Annotated in this window: 16 protein-coding genes; 7 read left to right on the top strand and 9 right to left on the bottom strand. The window is 72.0% G+C overall.

Annotated features, from left to right (window positions below):
• Positions 1–170: 170 nt before the first annotated feature.
• The 5 genes from OOZ19_RS07350 to OOZ19_RS07370 all read right to left on the bottom strand — a co-directional run bounded on the left by OOZ19_RS07350 (position 171) and on the right by OOZ19_RS07370 (position 6,756).
• Positions 171–830: a thiaminase II/PqqC family protein gene (locus OOZ19_RS07350; RefSeq protein WP_266089253.1), complete on the bottom strand. Its 660-nt coding sequence runs from the start codon at positions 828–830 to the stop codon at positions 171–173.
• A gap of 148 nt (positions 831–978) precedes the next feature.
• Positions 979–1,605 carry an acetoacetate decarboxylase family protein gene (locus tag OOZ19_RS07355; RefSeq protein WP_266089254.1) on the bottom strand — a complete coding sequence of 209 codons (627 nt, stop codon included), beginning with the start codon at positions 1,603–1,605 and terminating at the stop codon, positions 979–981.
• A gap of 51 nt (positions 1,606–1,656) precedes the next feature.
• Positions 1,657–3,345 (bottom strand): GMC family oxidoreductase N-terminal domain-containing protein, encoded by a 1,689-nt coding sequence (locus OOZ19_RS07360; protein ID WP_266089255.1) that lies wholly within the window; start codon positions 3,343–3,345, stop codon positions 1,657–1,659.
• 169 nt (positions 3,346–3,514) lie between these two features.
• The gene (locus OOZ19_RS07365) at positions 3,515–4,987 is read right to left on the bottom strand and encodes a flavin-containing monooxygenase (RefSeq protein ID WP_266089256.1); all 1,473 of its coding nucleotides are present in this window, start codon (positions 4,985–4,987) and stop codon (positions 3,515–3,517) included.
• Positions 4,988–5,106: 119 nt separating this feature from the next.
• Complete coding sequence (locus OOZ19_RS07370; RefSeq protein ID WP_266089257.1) at positions 5,107–6,756, bottom strand: AMP-binding protein; 1,650 nt, start codon at positions 6,754–6,756, stop codon at positions 5,107–5,109.
• A 414-nt stretch (positions 6,757–7,170) separates the two neighbouring features.
• On the opposite strand from OOZ19_RS07370, the gene OOZ19_RS07375 reads away from it, so the two are divergent.
• The 4 genes from OOZ19_RS07375 (at position 7,171) to OOZ19_RS07390 (ending at position 10,854) form a co-directional block, all read left to right on the top strand.
• Positions 7,171–7,767 carry a chorismate mutase gene (locus OOZ19_RS07375; protein WP_266089258.1) on the top strand — a complete coding sequence of 199 codons (597 nt, stop codon included), beginning with the start codon at positions 7,171–7,173 and terminating at the stop codon, positions 7,765–7,767.
• Positions 7,768–7,927: 160 nt separating this feature from the next.
• The gene (locus OOZ19_RS07380) at positions 7,928–8,683 is read left to right on the top strand and encodes an SDR family oxidoreductase (RefSeq protein ID WP_266089259.1); all 756 of its coding nucleotides are present in this window, start codon (positions 7,928–7,930) and stop codon (positions 8,681–8,683) included.
• 106 nt (positions 8,684–8,789) lie between these two features.
• Entirely contained in the window at positions 8,790–9,977 is a 1,188-nt protein-coding gene (locus tag OOZ19_RS07385) for a low temperature requirement protein A (RefSeq protein WP_266089260.1), read from the top strand.
• 1 nt (position 9,978) lies between these two features.
• A complete protein-coding gene (locus OOZ19_RS07390) occupies positions 9,979–10,854 on the top strand; it encodes a LysR family transcriptional regulator (RefSeq protein WP_266089261.1) in 876 nt (291 codons plus the stop codon).
• Between the two features lie 2 nt (positions 10,855–10,856).
• On the opposite strand, the gene cynS is transcribed toward OOZ19_RS07390, so the two are convergent.
• The gene (gene cynS, locus OOZ19_RS07395; protein ID WP_266089262.1) at positions 10,857–11,300 is read right to left on the bottom strand and encodes a cyanase; all 444 of its coding nucleotides are present in this window, start codon (positions 11,298–11,300) and stop codon (positions 10,857–10,859) included.
• Positions 11,301–11,513: 213 nt separating this feature from the next.
• On the opposite strand from cynS, the gene OOZ19_RS07400 reads away from it, so the two are divergent.
• Genes OOZ19_RS07400 through OOZ19_RS07410 form a run of 3 tightly spaced genes read left to right on the top strand, consistent with a single transcriptional unit; the run spans position 11,514 to position 15,527 of the window.
• Entirely contained in the window at positions 11,514–13,907 is a 2,394-nt protein-coding gene (locus OOZ19_RS07400) for an MGDG synthase family glycosyltransferase (protein WP_266089263.1), read from the top strand.
• Positions 13,904–14,803 (top strand): DMT family transporter, encoded by a 900-nt coding sequence (locus OOZ19_RS07405; protein WP_266089264.1) that lies wholly within the window; start codon positions 13,904–13,906, stop codon positions 14,801–14,803. Before OOZ19_RS07400 ends, OOZ19_RS07405 begins: the two co-directional genes overlap by 4 nt.
• 10 nt (positions 14,804–14,813) lie before the next feature.
• A complete protein-coding gene (locus OOZ19_RS07410; RefSeq protein WP_266089265.1) occupies positions 14,814–15,527 on the top strand; it encodes an SDR family NAD(P)-dependent oxidoreductase in 714 nt (237 codons plus the stop codon).
• Positions 15,528–15,533: 6 nt separating this feature from the next.
• Here the strand turns inward: OOZ19_RS07410 and OOZ19_RS07415 are convergent, their stop codons facing one another.
• The 3 genes from OOZ19_RS07415 to OOZ19_RS07425 all read right to left on the bottom strand — a co-directional run bounded on the left by OOZ19_RS07415 (position 15,534) and on the right by OOZ19_RS07425 (position 17,999).
• Complete coding sequence (locus OOZ19_RS07415; protein WP_266089266.1) at positions 15,534–16,190, bottom strand: VC0807 family protein; 657 nt, start codon at positions 16,188–16,190, stop codon at positions 15,534–15,536.
• Positions 16,191–16,272: 82 nt separating this feature from the next.
• Positions 16,273–17,274, bottom strand: a complete 1,002-nt coding sequence (gene hpnH, locus OOZ19_RS07420; RefSeq protein ID WP_266089267.1) for an adenosyl-hopene transferase HpnH — start codon at positions 17,272–17,274, stop codon at positions 16,273–16,275.
• 65 nt (positions 17,275–17,339) lie between these two features.
• Positions 17,340–17,999 carry a hypothetical protein gene (locus OOZ19_RS07425; protein WP_266089268.1) on the bottom strand — a complete coding sequence of 220 codons (660 nt, stop codon included), beginning with the start codon at positions 17,997–17,999 and terminating at the stop codon, positions 17,340–17,342.
• Between the last annotated feature and the right edge of the window lie 2 nt (positions 18,000–18,001).

Here is an 18,001-nt window from a genome sequence, read left to right on the forward strand (position 1 = left end):
ATGTCAGCGGCGAAGTCGCTGAGCGGTGACCCGGCACGCAGCCGGACCACCGGCGGGTTCTCAGCGTTCTTCTCGCGAGGACGGCAATTTTGCGTGTGGCGGAGCCACTCGCGAAATCGATCCCGCAGCGAGAAGAACGCCGAGGTTCCGCCACCCCACCGCGACGCGGGCTACATCTCGTCCGGAAGCGTGTTCCAGAACATGAGTTCGTAGTCCTGGAACAGACCCGCGTACTGGCGGGCGAGGGCGTCGGTGGTGGTGCCCGCGTCGAGTCCCGCCTGCACCGCGGCCTCCGCCTGCTCGTCGGCGCGGGGCGCGGGAGTGCCGAACAGGTCGAAGAATTCGCAGTCCGAATCGGACAGTCCGTACCGGGTGCGCAGCGCTCGGGCGACCTCGGCGCAGTACGCGCCGAACGCGGCGAAGTTGGACACGATCGCCACCGCCGCGTCGCCGGGGTCGGCGTGCAGCGCCAGCCACGACATGTACGCCGGGTACGCCTGGCACCCGGCCTTCGGGCGGTAGTCGGCGACGTCCTGCTCGCTCCAGCCCAGTGCCGCGGAGAGCTTCGGCAGCGCGCCGAGCGCGGTCCCCTCCCCCTGGGCGAGTCCCGCGAAGAACTCGCGGGTGGGGCGGTCGGTGGCACGCGCGGACAGGGTCAGGAAGCTGCGCCAGTCGCACGGCACGATGCGGGATTCCTCGGCGGCCAGCGCGCCCAGCACCGACCGGGGCGCGGTCCCCTCCTGCACCAGCGGCACCAGTCGATTCTCCCCTTCACGGGGGGCGAGTTCTTGATGAATCGAATCGAGCAGTGCGCGCGCGGAACCAGTCATGACCTAGATGGTCGCACGGCCGGGGCCGGAACGGGCGCCGTGGCCGAGTTCGCCACAGTGCCCGATTCCGCCCCACACCAAGGAAAATCAGGATTTTTCCGGCGCCTGAGCCGCTAGGGCAGCGCTGCGGCAGGTGCCGGGCGGAGCCCTACCGGGCTCCCTCGGCGCCGAACCGCATCGCGAAGTCGTTGAGCGCCAGGCTCGCCACCGGCCGCCGCCCGCCCAGCCAGCCCAGCGGGCCGTCCGGTTCGAACCGCCACGACGAAGTGCACCAGACGACGCTCGACGACCCGCTGACCGGCGTTTGCTGGAACCCGTTCAGGTCCTGGGCGATGCGGTAGGCGAACGGCCAGGACCCGGGCAGCGGCGCGAGGCGGGTGAACCCGGCGGAGGCGATGCCGCCGGCCGCGAACGACGTCACGCGCGAGAAGCGGGACTCACCGGTGCTGGAGCGCAGCTCGAACTCGGCCTGCCGCTTGGGAATTCCCCACAGCTCCCGGCCGCCTTGCTCGGAGTCGGCGCTGTCGACCCAGATGTGGCTGATGTGCACCCGCGGCGTCAACCGGTCGTGCACCAGCACCGCGCTGAGCAGCTCGTTGTACTCCATGACGCTGCCCTGGCCGTAGACCACCCAGGCGGTGCCGACGAACCCGGAGCCGCCGACGAGGATCGGCGGCGTCTCCACCGGAGTGCCCGGCAGCTCCGCGTCGGGCAGCCGCCACAGCGACAGGTGCAGGCTGCCGCGCAGCTCCCAGGGTTCGGGCGGGTAGGGCATCGATGCTCCTCTTCATGGGTGTCCTGGTCCGGTCCCCACCGGCACAGGCTGTCAGACCGGTGTCACCGGCAGCCGCAGCGCGCCGGGTGCCGCCTCGGGGACGACGGGGCCGACGGGGTGGCTCGGGGTGATCCGGTGGTAGGGCTCGCCGAGTTCGGGACGGCGGTCCGGTTCGCCCTTGTTCGGCCACAGCGCCATCGCGCGCTCGGCCTGCGCGGTGATGGTCAGCGACGGGTTCACCCCGAGGTTCGCCGAGATCGTCGAGCCGTCCACGACGTGCAGACCGGGGTGGCCGTAGAGCCGGTGGTACGCGTCGACCACGCCGTGCTCGGCGTCCGAACCGATCGCGCAGCCACCGATGAAGTGCCCCGTGATCGGCACGTTGGCCAGGTCCGCCCACGTGCCGACGGGCACCCCGTCGATCTTCTCCGCCAGCGAGCGGGCCGCCGCGTGCCCGGCGGGGATCCACGTCGGGTTCGGTTCCCCGGCGCCCTGCTCGCTGCTGAGCTTGCGGCCGAACAACCCGCGTTTGGTGCGCAGCGTCAGGGAGTTGTCCACCGCCTGCATCACCAGCAGCACGATCGTCTGCTGCGACCAGCGGCGCGGGTTGTGCAGCGTCGGCAGGTCCCGCCAGTTGCGCAGCATGTGCCGCAGCCCCAGCAGCAGCCGGTTGCGGCCCGGCCGCGGATCGACCAGCGCGGACTCCAGCAGCGAGAGCATGTTGCTGCCCTTGCCGTAGCGCACCGGCTCGATGTGGGTCGTCGGATCCGGGTGCAGCGAGGACGTGATGGTGACGCCTTCGCTGTAGTCCTGCTCGTCACCGCGGGCGCGGGCGGCGAGGATCTGCTCGGAGTTGGTGCGGCTGAGCACCCCGAGCCGGGACGAGATCCGCGGCAGCACCGACTCGTCGCGCATCTTGTGCAGCAACTTCTGCGTTCCCAGCGCGGAAGCGGAGAACACCACTTCGGCGGCGGTGAACGTGCGGCGCTGCTTGCGGATCCGCCGTCCGGTGCGCACCGTGTCGACCGCGTAGCCGCCGTCGGGCAGCGGTCGAACCGCGGTCACCGTGGTCAGCGGGTGCACCGCCGCGCCCGCGCTCTCCGCCAGGTGCAGGTAGTTCTTCGCGACCGTGTTCTTCGCGTTGTGCCGGCAACCGGTCATGCATTCACCGCAGTGCAGGCAGCCCTTGCGCTCCGGGCCGGCGCCGCCGAAGAACGGGTCCGGCACCGTCTCGCCGGGCTCTCCGAAGTACACGCCGACCTGGGAGCGGTGGTAGGTCCCGGCGATGCCCAGGTCCTCGGCGACCTCGCGCATCGCGCGGTCCGACGGCGTGTCCCGCGGGTTCTCGGTCACCCCCAGCATCCGCTTGGCCTGGTCGTAGTAGGGGGCGAGCTCGTCCTTCCAGTCGGTGATCCCGGCCCACTGCGGGTGGGCGTAGAACTCCGCGGGGGGCTCGTAGAGCGTGTTCGCGTAGACCAGCGATCCGCCGCCGACTCCCGCTCCGCTGAGGATCAGCACGTCCTTGAGCAGGTTGAGCCGGAAGATGCCGTAGCAGCCCAAGGCCGGGATGTAGAGGTAGTCCCGCACCCGCCACGAGGTCTTCGGGAAGTCCGCGTCGGTGAACCGCTTGCCCGCTTCCAGCACCCCGACGCGGTAGCCCTTCTCCGTGAGCCGCAGCGCGGAGACCCCGCCGCCGAAACCGGAGCCGATGACGAGCACGTCGTAGTCGTGGCCGGGCATGCACACCTCGCAGGGATCCGGGCCGCCGTCGGCCCGCTCGAGTTTTCAGAACTTGAATGATCTTGCAGGACGAGTCGCGTGACCGTACCGGTAGCGGAAACCGCAGCGACGGCGGGTGATCACCACGGGACCGGTGGGCGGATCCGAGGCCGCGCCCGGTACCGGGCGATCACGTCGTGGACGGCGCGAGCACCTGGTAGTCGGACAGGTCGGGGCAGCGGGTGCGGCGGCGGTACTCGGTCATCGAGCCCGGCCAGTTGGTGCTGATCCGGCCGCTCTCGTCGCGGTACCAGCTCCGGCAGGAGGTGAACACGCTGTCGCGCAGCCGCTGCTGGATCTCGCGGTCGAAGCGCTCCGCCGCCTCCGGGAGCACCTCCAGCGCGGCACCGGGACGCCGCGCCAGCCTGCGCACGAGGCGCACCACGTACTTGGCCTGGCTCTCCAGCATGTGCACCACGGAACCGGAACCGAGGTTGGTGTTCGGGCCGTACATCACGAACATGTTCGGGAACCGCGGCACCGCCATGCCGAGGTAGGCGCGGGCACCCTGCTCCCACACCTCGTCGAGCAGGGTGCCGCCGACACCGCGCACCGCCATCGAGGACAGGAAGTTGCTCGCGTCGAACCCCGTCCCGAAGATCACGACGTCGGCCGGGTGCTCGGTGCCGTCCGCGGTGCGCAGGCCGTGCGGCGTGACCCGCTCGATGCGGCTGGTCTCCGCCCGCACCCCCGGCCGGTTGAACGCGGGGTAGTACTCGCTGGAGAACAGCACCCGCTTGCACCCGATCGGATGGTCCGGGGCGAGGTCGTCGCTCACCTGCGCGGCCCGCAGCTGGGTGGACCGGTGCCAGCCCGCGACGAGCGAGAACATCTTGCCGATGGGCTGCGCCGTGGTCAGGCCGCGACCGGCCGCTTCGAAGAAGCTCCACACGCCGAACCGCGCCAGCGACTGCGCGCCGGGCACGTTGCGGAACACGAACCGGTGCCAGGGCCGGTAGGCGCGGTCCGGCCGCGGCACCACGTGCGGGGCGGAACGCTGGAACACCGTCAGCTCCCGCACCCGGCCCGCGATGGCGGGCACGAACTGCACCGCGCTCGCACCGGTGCCGATCACCGCGACCCGCTTGTCCCGCAGGTCCACCTGGTGGTCCCAACGGGCCGAGTGGAACATCGGGCCCGCGAAGTCGCCCAAGCCAGGCAGGTCCGGGGTGAGCGGTTCGCTGAGCTGGCCCACCGCGGGCACCAGCACATCGGCGTCGACGACCTCGCCCGAACCGGTGCGCAGCCGCCAACGCCGGGTTCTCTCGTCGTAGTCGGCCGCCTCGATGGCCGTGTTCAACCGCAGGTGCCGGGTCAGCCGGTGCTGCTCGACGCAGCGGCGCAGGTACCGCAGGATCTCCGGCTGCTCCGCGAACCGGCGCCGCCACGTGGGTTCCGGCACGAACGAGTAGGAGTACAGGTGCGAGGGAACGTCGCAGGCCGCGCCCGGGTAGGTGTTGTCGCGCCACACCCCGCCGACACCGGGAGCGCGTTCGAAGATCGTGAAGGACGTGTGCCCGGCGCGTTTGAGCTGAGCGGCCACCGCGATGCCCGCGAACCCGCTGCCGATGATGGCGACATGCGGTTGGCGGATCGGCGACATGGGGGCTCCTCGTGTTCGTGCGCTGCGGACACGATCACGTTAAGCCGGGTTCGCCCGTCCGGGTCTGACGCCGACGGTCAGATCATTGACAGTTTCGGACACTGCGGTGCGCTGCGGGTTCAGCGGCGTTCGGCGAGGGCCCGGCGCAGGATCTTGCCGGTGGGGTTGCGCGGTACCGAGCGCACCAGTTCGACCTCGCGCGGCACCTTGTGCCGGGCCATCCGGGCGCGGACGAACTCGACGATCTCCTGCGGGTGCAGCTCGGCTCCGGGGATGGGCACCACGTAGGCGTGCAGGCGTTGCCCGAACTCCGCGTCGGCGATGCCGAGCACCGCGACGTCCTTGACCGCGTGGTGCGTCGCGATCACGTGCTCCACTTCGGCGGGGAACACGTTCTCGCCCCCTGAGATGATCATGTCGTCGGCCCGGCCGTCCACGAACAGCAGGCCGGAGTCGTCGAGGTGGCCGAGGTCCCCGGTGTCGACGAGCCCGTCGATCTGCGGCCGACCGGAGCTCGTGGTGTAGCCGGTGAACATCAGCGGCCCGCCCGCGAAGATCCGCCCCACCGCACCGGGCCGGGTGATGCGCCGGTTCTCCGCGTCGTAGAGCCGCACCGCGCACCCGCGCGGGCTGCGCCCCACCGTGCCGGGCGCCCGGCGCAGCTCCCGCGGCGTCGCCACCGCGGCGACCGCGGCCTCCGTGGAGCCGTACAGGTTGTAGAGCACCTCACCGATCAGCTCGGCGGCGTCCTGCACCAGTTCCGGCGCCAGCACCGAGCCCGACACCACCACCACGCGCAGCGTCGACGTGGTCGCGCGCAGGAAGTCCTCGTCCAGGTCGAGCAGCCGCTGCAGCACCGTGGGCACCAGCACCAGCGCGGTGCACCCGTGCTCGTGCACCGCGCGGGCCACCTGCTCGGCGTCGAACCTGCGCCGCACCACGACGGTGCTGCCCAGCCCGAACGCCAGGGTCAGCTGCGAGTAGCCGATGGCGTGGAACAGCGGGGAGGCGATGAAGGTGGCTTCGCCGGCGCGCAGCGGGATCCGATCCAGGAACTCGGCGGCGCTCAACGCCGAACGCACCTCGCGGCGTGCCCCTTTGGGGCGACCGGTGGTGCCGCTGGTCAGCAGCACGACGCCGCCCGGACGGCGCGGCTGCGGCACCACCGGGTCGGGTTCCGGCGCGAGCCGGGCCTCCCCGAGCAGGTCCTCCAACGTCGTGCCGCGCCGCACACCGGCGGCGGGCCAGGCCTGGAAGCACGGGAGTCGCAGCCGCGCCTCGGCCACCAGCGGCTGGAACTCGGCGTCGACCACCAGCGCCGCGGCCCGCTCGTGGCTGAGCACTTCGGCCAGCTCCGGCGCGGCGAACCCGGTGTTGACCAGCACCACGTGCGCGCCGAGCTTGCCGCAGGCCAGCAGGGTCAGCACCAGCCAGCGGTGATCCCGGCACAGCACGGCGATCGTGTGCTCCGACTCGAACCCCCTGTCCCGCAACGAGATCGCCAGCTCGTCGGACGCCCGGTCCAGCTCGGCGTAGGTCATGCCGCCGCGCTCATCGATGAGCCCGACGGCGTCCGGCCGGGTGCGCGACACGTGCCGCAACGCCCCCACCAGCGGTCCCCACGCGCGCACGTCGGCGAGGCCGCGCAGGGCCTTGCCCGGCGCGGTGGGCGAGGCCATGCCCGCTCGGGCGAGCACCCGCATCCCGCGCGCGCCGTGGACGGTTCTGCGCACCGCTCCCGCGCGGTCGTTTCGGCTTTCCTTCGTCATGAACGCCCCCTCGCCGGGCCAGTGGATCTCCGCCGGACTGATCGGACCACTTTTCGGCGTCCTGCCGAGCACGTCAAGCGAGCGGTGTCGCGGCCGGATTTCTTTGTCACGCGGGTGATAAAGATCCGGTCCGCGCTTCCGCCGACAGGAGCAGTGGCGCACTCCGTTGCGCCGCATTCGAACTGTCCATTTCGGACCAGTGGCGATGATCGATCCGCCTTCCGGCAGGCCGGAGCCGTCCCTCTCCACCGCCCGCGATCATGCGCTTTCGTCCACATCGAACGCACAGTGGATCCAACCGCGCCGGTTCGGGCGCCACGACCGGTTGCGCGTCCGACACGCCGGGGCGTGTCAGCCCCTGACCTCCGCCTTCGGCACGGCAGACTTCTCCGCACCCGACCACGAGGAGCGGACATGAACCTGCGATCCACCATGCTCACCGCCGCCGTGCTGAGCACGCTGATCGCGACCACCGCACCGGCCGCGATCAGCGCCCCGGAGCCCGCCGCGGCCACCGCCGAATCGCGGGCCCGGCTGGCCCCGCTCGTCGACCTCGCCGCGGAGCGGTTGCTGCTCGCCGACGAGGTCGCCGCCGCCAAGTACGGCACCGGCACCCCCATCGAGGACCCGCGGCGCGAGCAGCAGGTCCTCGACACCGTCGCCGACCTGTCGACCTCGTCCGGACTGGACCCGGCCGTCGGGATCCGGTTCTTCCAGGACCAGATCGAGGCGGGCAAGGACGTCCAGCGCGGGCTGCACGAGCGCTGGAACGCGCACCCGGAGCTGCGTCCGGCGCACCGGCCCGACCTCGGCCAGGAGGTGCGTCCACGGCTCGACCGGATCAGCGTCGAGGCGGTGCGCGAACTGCGCGCGACCGAACCGGTGCGCTCCCCCACGACCCGGTGCCAGATGGACCTCGCCGCCTCCGTGCTCGGAACCGTCGCCGAACACCGCCTCGACGCCCTGCACGGCGAAGCGCTGGGCGACGCGCTGAGCAACGTCTGCCGATGACCCCGCACCCGCGTCGACCTGGTCTTATCAACCGGCTTTGTCGAGGTACCCGACGTTCGCGTTTCCCCTGTTCGCCCATCCTGCCTAACGTCGTCGGCACAGGGGCGAACCCGTGCTCCGAACGGGGCATCGCCGGCCGACCGATCAACAGGAGGGCGAGATGGCAGCGCACACGCTCGACGGCAAGGTCGCGGTGGTCGCGGGAGGCGGCAAGAACCTCGGCGGCCTGATCAGCACCGGATTCGCCGAGGCGGGTGCCAAGGTCGTGGTCCACCACCACTCCGAAGCGTCGAAGGCCGACGCCGAGCAGACCGCCGACGCGATCCGGACCGCGGGCTCCGCCGCGGTCACGGTGCAGGGCGACCTCACCCAGGTCGACGACGTGCGGCGGCTGTTCGACGTGGCGGTCGACGAGTTCGGTGGGGTCGACGTCGCGATCAACACCACCGGCATGGTGCTGCGCAAACCGATCGTCGAGACCTCCGAGGACGAGTACGACCGGATGTTCGCGATCAACGCGAAGGCCGCGTACTTCTTCCTGCAGGAGGCCGGTCGCCGGATCAACGACAACGGCAAGATCATCAGCCTGGTGACGGCCCTGCTGGCGGCGTTCACCGACGGCTACTCCACCTACGCGGGCGGCAAGGCCCCGCTGGAGCACTTCACCCGCGCCGCCGCCAAGGAGTTCGCCGACCGCTGCATCTCGGTGAACAACATCGCGCCGGGCCCGATGGACACCCCGTTCTTCTACCCGCAGGAGACCCCCGAGCGGGTGGAGTTCCACAAGTCCCAGGCCCTCGGCGATCAGCTCACCAAGATCGAGGACATCGAGCCGCTGGTGCGCTTCCTCGCGACGGAGGGCTGGTGGATCACCGGGCAGACGATCTTCGCGAACGGCGGCTACACCACCCGCTGATCGGACCACCCGAGAGGGTGACGCAGGATCGTGGGGCGGCCGGAGCGGGGGCCGGCCGCCCGACGAGCACGGGGACGCGTGCTCCGGACGCGCCAGGAGAGGGAACGTGACTGCACGAGGAATCGCCGGCTGGCACACGGTCATGCGAGCGCGGGACCCGCGCGAGGGGCACCGTGCGGCGACGCCGCTGGAGCTGCTGTTCGACCTGTGCTTCGTGGTGGCCGTGTCGCAGGCCGCCACCCAGTGGCACCACGCCCTCAGCGAGGGACACGCGGGATCCGGGCTGGCCGGCTACCTGATGGTGTTCTTCGCGATCTGGTGGGCGTGGATGAACTTCACCTGGTTCGCCTCGGCCTACGACACCGACGACGTCCCGTACCGGCTGCTGACCCTCCTGCAGATGGCCGGAGTGCTGGTGCTCGCCGCAGGAGTCCCGGCCGCGTTCACCGAGTACGACTTCACCGTGATCACGCTCGGCTACGTCCTGATGCGGGTGGCGATGATCGGGCAGTGGCTGCGCGCGGCGGCCGAGCACCCGGAGGGACGCCGGACCGCGCTGCGCTACGCCGCCGGGATCACCGTGGTCCAGCTCGGCTGGATCGCCCGGCTCGCGCTCCCGCAGCCCTGGGGACTCATCGGATTCGTCGCGCTGGCAGTGGCCGAGAGGCTCGTGCCCATCTGGGCGGAGTACCGCGGCGAGTCCACCAGCTGGCACCCCGAGCACATCGCCGAGCGGTACGGCCTGCTGACCATCATCGTGCTCGGCGAGGTCATCCTCGCCACGCTGGCCGGTGTGCAGGACGCGATCTCCGAGCACGGGCTCTCCCCGACGGTGCTGCTGGTGATCCTCGGCGGGCTGGTCCTCGTGTTCTCCCTGTGGTGGATCTACTTCACCGGGGCCGAAACCACCTTCGAGTCGTTGCGGACCGCGCTGGTCTGGGGATACGGCCACTACTTGATCTTCGCTTCGATCGCCGCGGTCGGATCGGGGTTGCACACCGCGCTCAACATCGCCGAGCACACCGCGCACACCTCGGTCCGCGCGGACGCGTTCGCACTCGCCGTCCCGGTCGGGGTGTTCTTGCTGGTCCTGCTGTTCCTGCACCGGCTGACCGGCACCGGTGCCGTCGGCAGGCCGATCATCATCGCCGTCGGCGCCGTGCTGGTCCTCGCGCTGGCCGCGGCGAGCGACGCCCTCGGCATCGGTGCCACCGTGCTGGCGATCGGACTGGCCACCGCCGCCACGCTCGCGGCGGAACTCGTGAGCACCGCGCGCTCGGCGTCGAGGTCCTGACGTGGGCCTGGACCTGCGCAAGCTGGAGCACCTGGTCGCCGTCGCCGAAGAGGGCGGGTTCACCCGCGCGGCGGCCAGGCTGCACCTCTCGCAGCAGGCGCTGAGCACCTCCGTGCGCAGCCTCGAACGCGAGGTCGGCGTGCCGCTGCTGCGCCGGGACGCCGGTGGTGTCACGGCGCTGCCCGCGGGGCAGGCGCTCATCGACGACGCCCGCGTCCTGCACGGTGTCGCCCGCTCGGCGCTGCACCGGGCGCGCCGCATCGGACGAGGCGGGACCGAGGTCCTGCGCATCGGCCACACCCCTGCCGTGACCAGCGACGAAGTCACCGCGCTCGTGCACACGGCGCTGGCCGGCGTGCCCGGCCTGCACACCGACGTGCACCAGCACTACCCGCCGCGGCTGGCCGAGGACCTGCTCGGCGGCGACATCGACCTCGGCCTGTGCCGCGGCATGCGGCCCGAACGCGGGCTGACGCGCACCACCCTCGCCCAGGACCGGCTGGCCGTCGCCGTCGCCGCCGACCACCACCTCGCCGGGCGCGACCACGTGCAGCTGGCCGAGCTGGCCGGGGAACGGCTCGTGGTGTGGGGAGATCCCGGCCGGTCCGGCTACACCGACCTGCTGCTGGCGCACTGCCGCCAGGCCGGGTTCGAACCGGACTACCTGCGCAATCCGATCCAGGGCACCCCGCCGGTCACCGCCGTGATCGCCACGAACCACGTGGCGCTGGTGACCGCACCGCCCGGACCGGCCGCGGGCGGGCGCACCCAGGTCGTCGAGCTGCGCCCAGCGGTGTTCGCCCCGCTGCACGCGCTGTGGCCCGCGCACACCACCGGCGACGTCCGGGACGCCTTCCTCGCCGCCACCGGCGGCTGAGCTCACCACTGGTAGGGCAAGAACTTCCCGTCCAGCGTCACGACCACCCGGTCGCCCTGCGGATCCGGCGCGCGGCGCACGTCGAGCCGGAAGTTGATCGCGCTCATGATGCCGTCGCCGAACTCCTCGTGGATCAGTTCCTTGATCGTCGGCCCGTACACCTGCAACACCTCGTAGAACCGGTACGTCGTGGGGTCGGTGGGCACCGCCGCGTCCAGCGCTCCCCTGGTGGGTTGCAGCCGCAGCGCGTGCAGCACGTCCGGGCCGAGTTCCAGCAGCTCCACCGCCGCCCGCGCCTCCCGCTCCGGCATCGGGTGCTGGCCCAGCAGGGCCGAGGTCGTCCACGCCACCGGTCTGCCCACCGCCTCCGCCAACTGCGCCCACGTCACCCCCAGCTCGGTCTTCTTCTCCCGGACCTGGGCCGCCGCTCGCTGCTTGCCGGTCATCCGCACTCCCCCGTCCCGCCCGGTCGACCGGGCCGTCAGCCAGTCCTCCGCCACCATCGTGGCCCGGACGCCGCGCTGAGCAATCCGGCGACCGCAGCACCCTCCGGAGACCGGCCGAGACGAGCTCACCAGGCGGCTCCGCTCATCAGGCCGAGCCCCGGCGGCACCGTTAGCCTCCGAAACCACGAGCCGTCCTCGGAAGGAGCTCGCCTCGTGACTCAGCCGCCACGCCGCCTCCTGCTGGTCAGCGCCACCATCGGCGAAGGGCACAACGCCACCGCGCGAGCCGTGGAGGAGGCCGCGCGCGCACGCTGGCCGGAGTGCGCGGTGACCTGGGTGGACGCGCTGGAGCTGATGGGTTCCTGGGTCCCGCGGACCTTCCAGCGGATCTACGTGACCAACGTCGAATCCACCCCGTGGCTCTACGACTTCTTCTACGCCGCGCTGTGGCGGCAGCGGTGGTTCGCCGACGGCTGCCGCCGCTTCGTCGGCGCCTGGTGCGGGCGACGGCTGCGCCCGCTGCTGGCGGCACGCCGTCCGGACCTGATCGTCTCGACGTACCCGCTGGGCACCGCCGGGCTGGACTGGCTGCGTCGGCGCGGTGAGCTCGACGTGCCGATCGCGGCGGTGATCTCCGACTTCGCCCCGCACCCGTTCTGGGTGTACTCCCGGATCGACCTGCACTACGTGATGAGCGAGAACGGGCTGCGCGCCGCACACCGCGCGCAACCCCGCTCGGTGCACGCCGTCAGCGCCCCTCCGGTCGAGACCCGGTTCCACCCCCGCGACAAGGACGCCGCCCGCCGCGACTGCGGGCTGCCGGTCGAGGGCCGGGTGCTGCTGATCTCCTGCGGGTCGCTGGGCTTCGGTTCCGTCGAACGCGCCGCCGACGCCGCGCTGCGCACCAGGATCGACCGCGTGGTGGTGCTCTGCGGCCACAACGAGGGACTGCTGCGGCGGCTGCGGCAGCGCGCCGACCAGGACGCGCGCCTGGTTCCGCTGAGCTGGGTGCGGGACGTGCCCGCTTACACGGCCGCCGCCGACGTCGTGGTGACCAACGCGGGCGGGGCGACCGCGCTGGAGGCGCTCGCCTGCGGACGCCCTGTGCTGATGGTGGAACCCATCGCCGGGCACGGCCGCGCCAACGCCCTGCTGATGGCCGAAGCGGGCTTGGCCGAGCTGTGCGAGGACGCGGACGCGCTGACCCGAACCCTGCACCGGCTGCTCGCCGAACCGGCCGAGTTGCGCGCCGCCGAGCAGCGCGTGCTCGACCACCTCACCGCCACCGGCCGGTTCGCCGACCAGGTGGCCGAACTCGCGCACCTGCAGGTGCCGTCCCAGCCGCGGCGGTTGCGCGGGCAGGACGCGTTCTTCGTGCACGTCGACTCAGCCGAAGTGCCCCAGCAGACCGGTGCCGTCCTGTCGCTGAGCACCACGGACCGGGCCATGACGACCGCCGACTGGATCGACCACCTCGGCGGCCTGATCAGCAGCAGAGCACCGGACCTGCCGATGCTGCACCACCGGCTGAGCACGCCTCCCGGCCACCGCCCGTACTGGGTCCCGGTCCGGGCGATCTCCGTGCCCGACCACCTGAGCCACCACGAGCTGCGCACCGGCGACCCCCGCGAACGCGACGAGGTCGAACGCGACTTCTTCACGACCCCGCTGCGCCGGGACCGGCCGCCCTGGTCGGTGAAGCTGGTCCGCGAACCCGGCACGGAACGGGTGACGATCCTGGTCAAGATGCACCACGCGCTGGGCGACGGCCTGGCGATGACCTCCTCGCTGCTCCGGCTCGTCTCCGACGCCCCACCGGAACCGCCCGCTTCCGCGGCACCCGCGCCGACGGGGCCACGCCGGGCCGCGGCCGTGCTGCGCGGCCTGCTCAGCCTCGCCGCAACGAGTGTCGCCCCCGCCACGAGCTCCCCAGGCCACAGCACCGCGGCACGGCGGTTCGCGTGGCTGGAGCTGCCCGCCGACGAGGTGCGCGACTGCGCGGGCGCCCACCGGGTCAGCCGCAGCGCGCTGCTGCTCGCTTTGCTGGCGGAGGCGCTGCACCGGCTCGACGAGAACAACACGGTGCAACGGTCGATGCGCGCGATGGTGCCGCGCAGCACCGGCGAAGGCGACGGCGACTTCGGCAACCACGCGGCCGGGGTGGCCGTCGACCTGCCGTTGGGCCCGATGGCACCGCGACGCCGCCTCAACGAGGTCGCGGCTCGGCTCGCCCGCTCCCAAAAGCACGGCCGGCCGCAGGCAGCCGCGGCCGTGCTGCGCGCACTCGGCGCGCTGCCCACGCCGCTGCACGCCCGAGCGGTGCGGGCGATGTACCGCGCACGCTTCTTCCAGGCCCTCGTCTCGATCATGCCCGGCCGGGTCGAACCGGCGTCGATCGCCGGGGCGGCGCTGCACACGGCGCACCCGGTGCTGCCGCTGGCCGACGGGGTGGGCCTGGCCGTCGGGATGCTCCACTGGGCGGGGCGCACCGGCATCGGCATCACCACCGATCCGGGCCTGTTCGCCGACGCGGACAAGCTCGCCGACCACCTGCGGCACGCGTTCACCGCGTTGCGCGAAGCCGAGCCGGCGGGCGTCGACTCGTGAGCTCGACGGGCACGATGCTGGTCGTGGCGGTGCCCGCCGCGGTGCTCGGCGCGGCCGGGTTCGGCCTGGCCAGCGCCGTGCAGCAGCGGGCCACCAAGCAGGTACCCACCAGCCGCACCCTGGACCCGCGCCTGCTGTGGGACCTGGTGCGCAAGCCGGTCTGGTTGCTGAGCATCGGGACCGTGCTGGCGGGCCTGGCGTTGCAGATGGTGGCGCTCGCGTTCGGGCCGCTGGTGCTGGTGCAGCCGCTGCTGGTGACCTCGGTGCTGTTCGGGGCGGTGTTCGCGGCGGGCATGGCGCACCGCAGGCTCGACCGGGTGCTGGTGCTGGGGGCGCTGGCGGTGATGGCGGGGTTGGCGCTGTTCCTGCTGCTGGCCCGGCCCACCGGGGAGGGCACCGGGTTCACGGCCACGACCGACGTGCGACCGCTGGCCGTGCTGCTCGCGGTGATCGTGGTGGGATGCGTGCTGACCGCGAACCGGTTCCCCGGCGAAGTGCGGGTGCTGGCGCTGGCGCTGGCGACCGGAGTGCTCTACGGCGTCACCGCGGGTCTGATCAAGGTGGTCGCCGAGCAACTCCGCCACGGCGGAATCACCGAACCGTTCCTGCACCCCACGCTGTACGTCGTGTGCGCCCTGGGTCCGGTGGGATTCCTGCTGAGCCAGAACACCTTCCAGCAGGGCAAGTTCATCTCGCCCGCACTAGCGGTGATCACCGCGGTCGATCCGCTGGTGGGCATGGCGATCGGGGTGAACTGGCTCGGCGAGCGCGTCGAGACCTCCCCGCCCGCGCTGGCGGGCCAAGCCCTCGCCGCCGTCGCGCTGATGGCGGGGATCTGGGTGCTGACCCACCGCGGTGAACACCTGCGGCGGGTCGCGGAGATGCGCGCCGGATGAGGCGGCCTCGATGACGTGGCGCAGCGCCCTGGTCACCGGCGGTTCCTCCGGCATCGGTGCCGCGCTCGCGCTGGAGCTGGGCTCGATGGGGTGCGAGCCGGTGCTGGTGGGGCGGGACGCCGGGCGGCTCGCCGCCGTCGCCCGGCGCAGCAGCGGCCGGGCGCTGGTGGCCGATCTGACCGATCCGGCCGGGCTCGACCGGGTGGCCGCAGCCGCCGCCGAGACCGACCTCCTGATCAACAACGCCGGGCTGGGCTGCGCGGCCCCGCTCTCGGCGATGTCGGACGAGCTGGTGGACGAGCTGGTGGCGCTCAACCTCACCGCGCCGCTGCAGCTGACCCGGGCGGCGCTGCCCGGGTTGGCGCGGCGCGGCGGTCAGGTCGGATTCGTCTCGTCCATCGCCGTGGTGGGGGTGCGGCAGGAGGCGGTGTACGCGGCGACGAAGGCGGGACTGCGCGCCTTCGCCGCCAGCGTCGCCCACGAGGGCGTGCCGGTCACCACCGTCTTCCCCGGGGTGGTGGACACCCGGTTCTTCGACCGGCGGGGCGCCTACACCCGCCGCCGTCCGCGTCCCGTGCCGCCGGAGCGGGTCGCGCACGTGCTGCTGCGCGCGCTGGCGGAGGGGACCGCGGAGGTGTTCGTGCCGAGCTGGCTGGGCTTCGCCGCCCGCGCCCAGGGGGCGCTACCGGCGACGTTCCACCGGCTCGCCCGCCGCTTCGGCTGAGGCCGGTCAGGCGGTCGCGCGGCCGGCGAATCGCAGCGTGATGCCCTCACCGTGCAGTTCCCGGCGCAGCCACCAGATGGAGGCGACCGCCGCGACCGCGACCAGGCTGAACGAACCCGCGGTGCTGGCCAGCAGGAAGTGCCCGATGGTCGCCTGCGCCAAGGCCCACAGCGTGGTGAACCCGTTGATCGTGAACACCAGCGCCCACAGCAGCGACACCCTGCGGAAGAAGCGCTGGACCCTGGCGTTGCCGATCAACGACGGCGGCAGGATGCAGAAGTCGTCGGCGAGCTTCGCGATGAGCGTCCGCTCGAACAGCAGCGACCCGAGGAACAGCAGTGCGACCAGGAAGTTCTGCAGGCTGGGTTCCAGGAAGTACAGGAACGAGCTGTTCGTCACGAACCCCACGACGGTGCGCACCACCAGCACCCCGGTGGTCAACATCAGCACCAACGGCACCTGCACGCGCAGCGCCAGCCGGACCGCGACGGCCCCCAGTCCCCAGGCCAGCGCGGCGATCAGGCCGCCGGTCAGGCCGGTGAAGGTGAACAGGACGTAGAACAGCACGAGCGGTGCGATGACCGTCTCGCCCAGGTGCTTGGCGGCGTGCCACAGGTGCGATGGGAGCGCGTCGAGGTGCACGACCTGCGATGGCTTCTGCATTCGTATCGGTGTCCGTCGTCGGGGGCGGGAACACCACCGTAACCGTTCCGTTGCTGATCAACAGAGGTGCGGGTGGTAACTGTCACCCTTTCAGGGCACGAATCGACTCGCGAAGTGAACCCATCGTGGCCAGTACCGCGGTCGGCTCGTAACCGCAATGGGCCATGCAGTTGGCGCACCGCGGGTCCCTGCCCCGCCCGTAGGACTCCCAGTCGGTGTCCTCCAGCAGCTCCCGGTACGTCTCCGCGTACCCGTCGCCCATCAGGTAGCACGGGCGCTGCCAGCCGTAGAGCGAGTACGACGGGATCGCCCACGCGGTGCAGCCGAAGTCGACCTTGCCCTCGAGGAAGTCCAGGAACCTCGGCGAGTGGTTGAACCGCCACTTCTTGCGCCTGCCGTCGGCGAACACCTTCGCGAACAGCTCCCGCGTCTCGGTGACCCCCAGGAAGTGCTCCTGGTCCGGAGCCTTGTCGTAAGCGTAGGCGGGCGAGAGCATCATCTGGTCCACGTCGAGCTCGTCGTTGAGGTAGTCGAGCACCTCGATCACGGACGCCGGGGTGTCGGTGCTGAAGAACGTGCTGTTGGTGGTGATCCGGAACCCGCGGCGCTGCGCGTCCTTCACGTTGTCCACGGCCTGCGCGAACACGCCCTGCTTGCACACCGACGCGTCGTGGCGCTCCTGCAGGCCGTCGATGTGCACGGCCCACGAGAAGTAGGGCGACGGGCTGAACTTGTCGATCTTGCGCGGCATCAGCAGCGCGTTCGTGCACAGGTACACGAACTTCTTGCGGCGCACGAGCTCGGCGACGAGCACCTCGATCTCGGGGTGCATCAGCGGCTCTCCCCCGGCGATGGACACCACCGGCGCGCCGCACTCCTCGACGGCGGCCAGCGCCCGTTCCACCGGCATCCGCTGCTTGAGCACGCCGGCGGGGTGCTGGATCTTGCCGCATCCGGCGCAGGCCAGGTTGCAGGCGAACAGCGGTTCCAGTTCCAGGGTGAGCGCGAACTTCTCCCGTCTCGCGATCTTCTGCCGCACGAGATAGGAGCCGACGCGAATGGCCTGCCGCAGCGGAATGCCCATGGCCGTACCTCCAGCACGGATCGGTGGATTGAAGTCTTGCGAGCGCCCGCCGTCGGGGCGGCGTCTCACCGCGACTGATCGCGTGGGCCCGGCCGACATCGGCGGCGGGCGGAACCGTCTTCGGCCGCCCAGTCGGCGAGCACCGGCGCGAGCCGCCGCAAGCGCAGCAGCGCACGCACCGCCCGGCCAGGTGTGCGGACGTGCACCAGCGGGGTCTGGGCCGTGTCGACCACCACCCGGACCACCGCGCGCAGCCGCCGGTCCGCCGCGCGCGCCAGCGCGGCGGACTCCATGTCGACGGCTACCACACCCGTGGTGGCGAGTGCCGCGCGCTCCGGCCTCCCCACCACGTGGTCGACGCTGATGATCGGCCCGACGAGCACTGCGAACCCGGCCGCGCGCAGCCGATCGGCCAGCGTCCGGGCACCCGGCAACCGCACCGAGCCCGCCTCGTCGCGCACCTCGTCGGCGACCACGACCACTCCGCCGGCCGTGGCACCGACCCCTCCGGCCAGCCCGGCGACTGCCAGCGGCTCGTGCTCGCCGAGGCGTGCTCCGGCTAGGGCGCTGCGCCGCGGCCCGAACCCGGTGCGCAGCACGCGCGCGCTCGACGCGCCGCGCAGCGCGAGCGCCTCGCACCGCAGCGGCGCGCACAGCCGCACCCCGGAGGCGGCACGCTCACCGCCGCCGAGCGCCGCCGAACCGGGCCGGGCCATCGCGTTCACCG

Origin of the sequence: Saccharopolyspora sp. NFXS83 (genome assembly GCF_026241095.1) — a bacterium.
Taxonomy (GTDB): Bacteria; Actinomycetota; Actinomycetes; order Mycobacteriales; family Pseudonocardiaceae; genus Saccharopolyspora_C.